Origin of the sequence: Roseomonas sp. BN140053, from assembly GCF_047690175.1 — a bacterium.
Classification (GTDB): domain Bacteria; phylum Pseudomonadota; class Alphaproteobacteria; order Acetobacterales; family Acetobacteraceae; genus Roseomonas.
Window position 1 is genome coordinate 23485 of record NZ_JBLLEB010000042.1, and the last position, 8722, is coordinate 32206.

The window sequence follows — 8722 nt, forward strand, 5'->3', positions numbered from 1 at the left end:
AGGAGAAGCGTGGTCGCGCCATCCGCAGTGCCAGGGCGATCCTGGGGCAGGATCGCCCTGCCCTACGCCTTCATCCTGCCGCCCCTGATCTATCTGGGCGTTTTCATGTTCTGGCCGCTGGGCCGGCAGATCTGGATCAGCCTCACCAACACCCGCATCACCAACCCGAACGGCGGTACCTTCGTCGGCCTCCGCAACTACGAGCGCCTGGCGGATGACCCATCCTTCTACGGCTCGCTGGGCGTCACGGCAGTCTACACCGTCTTGTCCGTGGTGCTGGGGGTGTTGCTGGGCGTGATCTGCGCCCTGGCAATCGACCGTCCCTTCCGGGGGCGCACGGTGGCGCGCTCCGTGCTGCTGTTCGGCTGGGCAGTGCCCAACGTGGCCACGGCCCTGATCTGGCTGTGGATGTTCAACGGCCAGTCCGGCGTGATGAACGAGCTGGCGCAATGGGCCGGGCTGGGGCGTGTGCCGTGGCTTACCAGCACCGCCCTGGCGCTGCCATCCGTGCTGCTGGTGACGGTGTGGCAGGTGGCACCCTTCGTGATGCTGGTGGTGCTGGCAGCGCTGCAATCCGTGCCGCAAGAAGTGCGCGAAGCAGCGCGGGTGGACGGCGCCGACGCGCTGAACGTGTTCCGGGCGGTGACCTTGCCGCACATCATGCCCTCCGTGCAGCTGGTTTCCTTGCTGGTGGCGGTGTGGTCGATCCGGCGCTTCGACATTATCTACCTGCTCACCGGCGGTGGCCCGCTGGAAAGCACCAGCACTTTGGTGGTCAAGATCCGGCAGGTTGCCTTCGAGGACTTCCAGCTGGGGATGGCCAGCGCTTACGGCGTGGTGGGCCTCGTGCTGGCGTTGCTGGTGGCGGCATTGCACCTGGCGGCGGATCGGCGGCGGGCGCGCTGGGGGAACGGGTGATGGCCGGCAGCGTGATCCGGGCCGGGCTGCGCGCCGTCCTGCTGGCGGTGCTACTGGTCTTCGCCGGCTTCCCCATCTACTGGATGCTCAGCACCGCCCTCTCGGTCAGCGCCGAGCTGTACAGCACCGGGCAGGTGCCTTGGCCCCAGCTGCGCAACCTGCCCGCCCTGCTGGCCGATCTCGGCGCCGTGCCGATCACCCGCTGGCTGGCCAACACCGCGGTGATCGCGGCCGGCACCACGCTGCTGAGCCTGCTGCTGGGCGCGATCGGCGGCTACGCCCTCAGCCGCTTCCGCTTCCATGGCCGCGGGCTGGTCGGCTTCCTGCTGTTCATGACCCAGGTGGTGCCGGAAGCGCTGATCCTGGTGCCGCTCTACGCCATGTTCATCACCATGGGGCTGCTCAACAGCCTGTTCGGGCTGGTGCTGGCCAACGTCGCCTTCTCGCTACCGGTGGCCACCTTCATCCTGAAATCCGCGATGGACGCGATCCCGCCCGAGATCGAGGAATCCGCCCGCATCGACGGCTGCCCGCGCCTGGGCATCCTGACGAGCATCGTGCTGCCGCTGATCATGCCCAGCCTGGCCGCGGCGGCGGTGATCGCCTTCTTCCACGGCTGGAACGAGTTCCTTTTCGCTTCCACCTTCCTGCGCGACCGCACGCTCTGGCCCACCAGCGTCGGCCTCGCTTCTTTCATCGGCCAGTACGAAACGCCGATGTCCGCCGTGATGGGGTCGGCCTTCGTGTTCAGCCTCCCGGCGATCGTGTTCTTCCTCCTCGTGCAACGGAAGATCGTGGCCGGCATCACCGCCGGCGCGGTGAAGGGTTGAGCCATGCCGGAACTGCGCTTCGAGAACCTGTCCAAGTCCTTCGGCGACCACACCGTGATCCAGGCCTTCAGCGCCACGGTGGAGGATGGCGAGTTCCTGGTGCTGCTGGGTCCTTCTGGCTGCGGCAAGTCCACCCTGCTGCGCATGATCGCGGGGATCAGCGAAATTTCTTCCGGCCGGCTGCTGTTCGACGGGCAGCTGGCCAATCAGTGGGAGCCGCGCCGCCGCGGCGTCGCCTTCGTGTTCCAGAGCTACGCGCTCTACCCGCACATGACCGTCCGGGCGAACATCAGCTTCCCCCTGGTGATGGATGCCTTCCGCCCCTGGCACCACCTTCCGATCGTCGGCGCGGTGGTGCGGCGGCAGCTGATGCGCCGCCCCGACATCGCCGAGCGTACCTTGCGCATCGCCCGGCAGCTGGAGCTGGAGCCGCTGCTGGACCGTCGCCCTGCCAGCCTGTCCGGCGGCCAGCGGCAGCGCGTCGCCCTGGCCCGCGCCCTGGTGCGTGACCCGTCGCTGTACCTGCTGGACGAGCCGCTCTCCAACCTCGACGCCAAGCTGCGGACGCAAACGCGCACGGAGATCTCTGCCCTGCACAACAAGGTCGGCAAGACCTTCATCTACGTCACCCACGACCAGGTGGAGGCCATGACCATGGCCACCCGCATCATCGTCATGGATAAGGGCGTTGTGCAGCAGATCGACACGCCGGAGGGCATCTACGAGAACCCCGGCAACACCTTCGTCGCCCGCTTCGTCGGCGCGCCGCCGATGAACCTGCTGCCCGTGTCGCATCGCGGCGACCACCTGGCCTTTTCCGAAACGCTGGGCTGGCCGCATGCCGGGCCGGTGCCGGAATTGCGCAAACTGCTGCTGGGCATCCGGCCGGAAAAGCTGACCCTGCACCCCGAGGGTGCAGGCCGCATCCCCGTCCAGGTGGCGACGGTGGAGCGGCTGGGCGCCGAGAGCATCATTGGCTGCCGCCTGCTGTCCGGCCGGGGAGGTGGCGAACCGTCTCTACTGGAACACGATCTGATCTTCGTGCGGCTGCCCGGCAATCCGCGCGTGCGGATCGAGGAACGCTGCGCGCTGGACTACCGCGATGCCGAGGCCCTGTGGTTCGACGCTGCCTCCGGTGCGCGGCTGCGCCAAGCCGTGACGGCGAGCAGCTTCAGCGCGCCGCTGGCCGTGTCCTGACCCGAGCCCCTGGGGTGATATCGACATGCAGCGCTTCCACGTCTCGGCCACTGGCCACAGCCTGAACTACCTGCCGGAATACGTCGCGCGCTGGCAGGGCTTCTTCGCCGAGGAAGGGCTGAATGTTTCCGCCAGCGTCCCCTCCCCCTGGGACCTCGTGCTGGACGACATCGGCGCCGGCCGCGCTGAGGCGGCGCTGGGCGGCATCTGGGTGCCGTCCATGTATCTCGGCCGGGGCCCGCGCTACACGCCCTTCGCACAGGTATCCGCCCGGGCGCCGCTGGCGCTGGTGGGCCGTCGCGGCGCCCCCGCTTTCAGCTGGGAAGCTCTGCCGGGCAAGGTGATCCTGATGAAGGGCAGCAACGGCGCCAGCGTTGGGCTGTTTATCAAGATGCTGCTGCGCGAGCACGGTGTTGACCCTGTCCGGGTCGGCTTCGTGCAGGACCTCGACGGCAAGATGCTCGCGCAGCTCTTCGCCGGCGGCATGGGCGACTACCTGGTGGTGGACAGCCCCTCCGCCCTGACGCTGGAAGCTGCGGGCGGCGGTGTGGTCGCCACGGTGCTGGCGGCCAGCGGCGGCGACGTGCCCTGGAGCGTGTACTACGCTCCGGGCGAGAGCGACGCGGCGCGGCTGGCCGTCCAGCGCCGCTTCGTGCGCGCGCTGGGCCGCGGCATGGACTGGGTGTTGGCGCACGAGGCGGCGGAGTTCCGCGGCTTCCTGGTCGAAACCTTCCCACGCTTCGACCCCGATCACCTAGTGCGGCTGGTGGAGCTGTACCGCGCGCACGGCATGTGGACCACGCCGCGGATCGACGTGGCCGGATATGCGCGCTGGCAGCGTGGCATCGCAGATGGCCACCTCACGGCCGCGCCCCTTCCCTATGAGGTGTTGATCGACGGCCGTGCCACGGAAGTATCCGCCGCGCTGTGAACCCCGTGGGCTAGCGCCCCGACGGTGTGGTGCGCGGCGTGGACACGTCATCCAGCAAACCCACCAGCCGATCGAGCTTTTCCAGACGCTGCCGGCCTTCTTCGCCGAGCAGGGTGGTGACGCTCCAGGCGAGGAAGTTGATCAGCGTCACTGCGGCGGCGAAGGAATTGAAGGGCGAGGGCGAATGGCAGCGGCAGCGCAGCACGTGCTGCGCGACCCGCGCGCTGGTGGTGGCGCTGAGATCAGTGATCAGGATGGTCGAGGCCCCCGCGGCGCGCGCTTCCGTTAGCAGGGCGGGCAGCAGCCGCGGCCGCCGGCGGAAGGCGATCACCAGCAAAGCGTCGCCCTGACCGATGGAGGCGAGCTCGTGCGAGTAGCTGCCGCCACCGCTGGGCAGCACCTGCACGTCTCGCTTCACCAGGGTGAAGTAGTGCGCGGCGTGCTGCGCCAGCCCGTATCCGCTGCGGAGCCCCATGATCCACAGCCGGCGCGCCCCGGCGATGGCCTGGGCGACTTCAGCGAGCGTCCGCTCGGGGATGCCCTCCACGGTGGAGCGGATGTTGTCGAGGTCTGCCTGGACGACTTTGCCCAGCACCGCCGCCCCTGACCGCCCCTGGCCATCGCCGAGCTTGGCCAGCGGCGAACCCCAGTGCTGGTCGGCGCGGATGAGGCGCTTGGCATTGGGATAGGTAGAATAGCCCAGCGTGCGGATCAGTCGTGCCGCTGTGGCACGAGACACGCCCGCCTTGTCGGCCAGCTCGCCCGCCGTGTAACTCGGCAGTTCCATCTGGAACTGCAGCAGCACGGTGGCGAGCTTCTTCTCCGCTGGGGGAAGCGAATCGTATATGGCGTAGATACGCGCTTCCAGCGACTGGGAGGACGGCCCGAGCGGCGGAGCGGGTGGCAATCTTGGTCGCTCCGTGCGGTATGGCTCGCGGGAGAAGGTCTGCGTCTCATACCAGATTGGGCCCTGCCGGGCCAAATGCGCGCGGGGAACTCGTTCCTCGCAGAAGCTCAGCGTCACCGACACGAGTGGCAATGTGGGCAGCAAGGCTGGCTGATCCGGCCTAGCTTTTGCCCAACAACGACGTTTGATCTTGTGGGCCCTGCCCAGAGAATGTTTGCGCCCAGGCGCTACCGCTGCTCCAGTTGGCTCCCAGACCAACTCTCTCCCAGCAAGTACAGGCCGCGCAGAAGCGTAGGTGTGGCCTGAGTTTTTACTTACCGGGTTGATGGTGCAACTTCGGAACGAGGGCTGATTTCTCTCTCCGGAGCCAGTTTTGTCTCCGAGGGTTGGAAGTTGGGCGATTTGGCCAACAACCTTTAGTACTCTGATCTACATCGCTTTTGGCGCCCTCGCTGGCTTTCAAAGTTGGATGTTCGATCGCTTGGGCAGTCGGGGCTGTGAACATCTCGAATGGGCCCAGGTGCTTGGCGCCGGACCTAGTAGGCGTCCTCGCGGGTCCGTGACACAGTGGCCGAGTGAGTGGCCACGAATAAGCGGCCACGCGACTGCGCTCCTTGCGAAGGCGCCGTAACACCAATGAGGTCGGAAGGGGTCGTCCTATGGTCAAACTGTCCAGTTGGCCTCGGCCGGCCCTGCTGTTCCTGTATCCCGCCCTGCTGTCACCCTTGGCTGGTTGTGGACTTACCATCGAGCGCAGCAGCCGCGTCACCGAGATCGAACAATCCCTCCAGGCTTCTCAGACACGCAGCGGCGCACTTCAGCAGCGGGTGGACGAGCTCGAAACCACGCTTGCCGCAGAGCGCCGTGCAGCGGGTGATCTAGCAGCTCTCGAGCAGCGCCTCGCTGCCGCCCGGTCGGCACTTGCAGCCTCTCAGAGAGCACGCAGCGCGGCAGACCAGCAGGCGCGGAGCCTGCGCGAGCGCATCGCGGTGGAAAGCCGCGGCTTGGCAGGCCTGCGGTCCGAGGCGGGCCAGCTGCAGCAGATATCAGAGCAACAACGGGGTTCGCTTCAGGAATCAGAGCGCACCCTCACGAGCCTGCGCGAGCAAACAGCAGCGGCCGAGCAGAGGGTCGCGGCATTGCGTGACCAATCGGCAGCACAGGACGGTCGACTGACGGCGCTCGGCGAGCGTGCCAGTGCGGAGGAACAGAGGCTTGTCGCACTGCGTGCCGCAGCAGCCACGGAGGAGCGGCGCCTCACGGAGCAGCGTCAGCAGGGTGTTACTGCCGAGGAGCGCCTGACCGGCCTGCGCACCGCCATCGATCAGGCCCAGCGCTCTCTAGCCGAACGGCAGCAGGCCGGATCCGAGGCCGAGCGGCGCGTCGGCGAGCTACGCAGCACTGCCGCCGCCGCGGAACGCGACCTCGCCACGCGTCGCACTGCCCTGGCGGAGGCAGAAGCCCGCCTCACCAGGACGAACCAGGCCGCTGACGAAGCTGCGGGACGGGTTCGTGGCCTGGAGGCGCGTTCGGCCGAGCTGACCGGCTCTACGGCCGGGACGGAGCGACGCCTGACCGAATTGCGCAATGCACTGGCAAGCGCCGAAGCAACGCTTGCCGAGCGCCAGACGGCTGTTGCACAGGCAGGGGCGGAGCTGACCCGTTTGACGGCAGCACGGGACGAAGCCGCTGGCGCGCTCCGCAGTCTCGAGGCGCGGAGTGCGGAACTGCGCACCAGCCTCGGAGCTGCCGAGCAGAGGCTCACCGCGCTGCGCGATGGTGCTTCCAGCGAGGAGCGCCGCCTGCAGGCCGTGCGGGCCCAAGCGCAGGCGGCAGAAGCGGATCTATCCGCCCGGCGCGCAGCGCTGACCGAGGCGGAGGGACGGATAGCCAGCACAGGTCGGGCCGAAGAAGAGGTGGGACGGCGGATCCGGGACCTCGAAGCGCAGGCGCAGCAGCGATCGAGCGCCGCGGGTGCGGCACAGCAGGAGCAGGAACGCCTGCGTGGTCAGGCGCAAGGGCTGCGGCAGGAAGTGGCGGCTCTGGAGCAACGGCGCAGTGAGCTCGACCGGCAAATTGCCGAGGCACAGTCCCGACTCGACCAGCAGCGCCGAGAGGCAGCGGAACTAGGTACCCACCTCGCACGCGAGCGCCAGAGCGTCCAGCGGGTCACTCCAGCAGCAGGTAGCGCTCCACAGCCACTGTCCGGGGGAACTGCAGGACAGGCTGCCGAGCCCTGAGAAGGCAGAGGCGGTGAACGAGGGGGGGGGCCAGCCGCAATGGCAAGCTGGCCGGATGCTGCCGGCTGTGGACAGCAACACCGGGGCATCAGAGGAACCCTAGCCATCACACGAGCCCACGGAGGCGGGACATGGCGCCACCTGCTCCTTACCGTCATGTGAGGTTGCCGATGGAGGGCTCCAGCGCGTGGATGGCTGTCGTTGCCTCGCGCAGCTCCCGGCTGACGTGGGACCAGTACAGGACGGTCACTGCGGACCCCTCCGCTACCGGCGTAATCTGGTTGTGCGCGGCCTTTGTCAATCGGTACGATCCGGAGCCGCAGAGCAGCGCTCCCTGTTTCAGCCTGGCACTCGCCGAGGTTCCCGTTGCGCCATCCGCTGCGTACCTGTCGGGAGGAGACGGACTGGTTCGGGAGGCCGGTTTACCCAGACCAGTTCAGGTGCAGCAGTACCTTGCTCCCTTTGTGCCCGATCCTCGTCCATTCGCCGAAGCTGCGCAGCGAAGCTTGGTTTGAAGATGCTGTAGTCAGCAGAGAGGGTGCCAAGCCGCTCGGCACGCTCCTGGGGCAGGCCACCGTAATGGCGGGCATTCGGCCAGATTGCCATGACCTTGCGGGCATAGTTGAGGCCGATCTCAGCCGTCCTCGAGTGATAGCCCGCGGCTGCCAGAGGCCAGTTACCAGTGGTAGCGTAGAGCGTGTTCAGGAAGCGAGCGGCATAGCTTGCATTCGCCTGAGGATCGAAGGCGCTGTCGAGGGTAGCGAAGGCACCTGGATGGTGCTGCAGGTTGATCTGGGCACAGCCGACGTCGATCGATTGAGCCCCATTGGCCTGGAACTGCCGTACCGCTGTGACTGCCTCGTCCTTGCTGGCATAGAAGTACCCGGTCCCGGCGACATTGACCGCCCACGGCCAGGGAATTGTCCGACCGGTGGCAGGGTCCACTCGCCCACTCTCGACAAGAGCGATACTCCGCAGGATCTGCGCCGGGAGCCGAGCGCTTCGTTCCGCTGCAGCTATCGCAGGAAGGCACAGCGCGCTAGCCGGAAGCTCGGAGCCGGGAACCGGCGCCGCCTGGGCCATAGCAGGAAGCAGAGCAAGCAAGGTGGCGAGCTTGACGGACGTGTTCCTGACCAAGAATTCGCGCCCCCTCCATCCACCTCGTGTCTCCAGGACGGCTCATAATCGATGGAGCGAGCGGTGGCTGCAGTTAGTTATGATATCGAATCTTCGAGGCTGATCAAGGCAAAATACCAACGCTTGCTCGATGTTCGGAGTATCCGGCGGTGGTGATCCCGCTCACCAACGAGCACCACGCCAAGCTGGGCAGGAACCTGCTACACCGGCGTGACCCGGGGCAAGCGGCTGGTGGTGCTGGTGGGCCAGCGCCGGGCACTCGGCATCGCCGTGCACAACGGGAGCGCACGAAGGCGCTGGTCCAAGCTCGGCGATTGGCTGGCGGAGGTGAGTGCGTAACACCCTTCGTATATGCATAGAAACGGAACAGCCAAAGCTGGCCGAAACTGGACGGACCGTTTTCGAGGGTGGTACCGTTTCCGCTAGCAACGGGACCGCCGTAAGCGTCCGGCCTCCATCGCCTTCTCTGGCCGCTGACGTGCGTTGAGGCTGGCGGCCTTAACGTCGGGCGTAAGGTCGGCTGTAAGGTCATGGGCAGGGGGACGGTCGAGATCATCACCGG

Annotated in this window: 7 protein-coding genes and 1 pseudogene; 6 read left to right on the forward strand and 2 right to left on the reverse strand. The window is 67.1% G+C overall.

Annotated elements, in window-relative coordinates; all coding sequences use genetic code 11:
• The first annotated feature begins 9 nt into the window (after nucleotides 1–9).
• Genes ACLIBK_RS22430 through ACLIBK_RS22445 form a run of 4 tightly spaced genes read left to right on the forward strand, consistent with a single transcriptional unit; the run spans nucleotide 10 to nucleotide 3876 of the window.
• On the forward strand, nucleotides 10–918 hold the full coding sequence (locus tag ACLIBK_RS22430; protein ID WP_415389537.1) for a carbohydrate ABC transporter permease: 909 nt from the start codon (nucleotides 10–12) through the stop codon (nucleotides 916–918).
• Nucleotides 918–1748 carry a carbohydrate ABC transporter permease gene (locus ACLIBK_RS22435; RefSeq protein WP_415389538.1) on the forward strand — a complete coding sequence of 277 codons (831 nt, stop codon included), beginning with the start codon at nucleotides 918–920 and terminating at the stop codon, nucleotides 1746–1748. The genes ACLIBK_RS22430 and ACLIBK_RS22435 overlap by 1 nt, the downstream gene beginning before the upstream one ends.
• A 3-nt stretch (nucleotides 1749–1751) precedes the next feature.
• Nucleotides 1752–2945, forward strand: coding sequence for an ABC transporter ATP-binding protein (locus ACLIBK_RS22440; protein WP_415389539.1), 1194 nt, complete (start codon nucleotides 1752–1754; stop codon nucleotides 2943–2945).
• A 25-nt stretch (nucleotides 2946–2970) separates the two neighbouring features.
• The gene (locus tag ACLIBK_RS22445; protein WP_415389540.1) at nucleotides 2971–3876 is read left to right on the forward strand and encodes an ABC transporter substrate-binding protein; all 906 of its coding nucleotides are present in this window, start codon (nucleotides 2971–2973) and stop codon (nucleotides 3874–3876) included.
• Nucleotides 3877–3886: 10 nt separating this feature from the next.
• On the opposite strand, the gene ACLIBK_RS22450 is transcribed toward ACLIBK_RS22445, so the two are convergent.
• Entirely contained in the window at nucleotides 3887–4927 is a 1041-nt protein-coding gene (locus ACLIBK_RS22450; protein ID WP_415389541.1) for a MurR/RpiR family transcriptional regulator, read from the reverse strand.
• 515 nt (nucleotides 4928–5442) lie between these two features.
• On the opposite strand from ACLIBK_RS22450, the gene ACLIBK_RS22455 reads away from it, so the two are divergent.
• Nucleotides 5443–7023, forward strand: a complete 1581-nt coding sequence (locus tag ACLIBK_RS22455; RefSeq protein ID WP_415389542.1) for a hypothetical protein — start codon at nucleotides 5443–5445, stop codon at nucleotides 7021–7023.
• 339 nt (nucleotides 7024–7362) lie between these two features.
• On the opposite strand, the gene ACLIBK_RS22460 is transcribed toward ACLIBK_RS22455, so the two are convergent.
• Complete coding sequence (locus tag ACLIBK_RS22460) at nucleotides 7363–8106, reverse strand: transglycosylase SLT domain-containing protein (RefSeq protein WP_415389543.1); 744 nt, start codon at nucleotides 8104–8106, stop codon at nucleotides 7363–7365.
• Nucleotides 8107–8294: 188 nt separating this feature from the next.
• On the opposite strand from ACLIBK_RS22460, the pseudogene ACLIBK_RS22465 reads away from it, so the two are divergent.
• A pseudogene (locus ACLIBK_RS22465) lies at nucleotides 8295–8499 on the forward strand (ATP-binding domain-containing protein); the annotation flags it as partial.
• Nucleotides 8500–8722 lie beyond the last annotated feature (223 nt).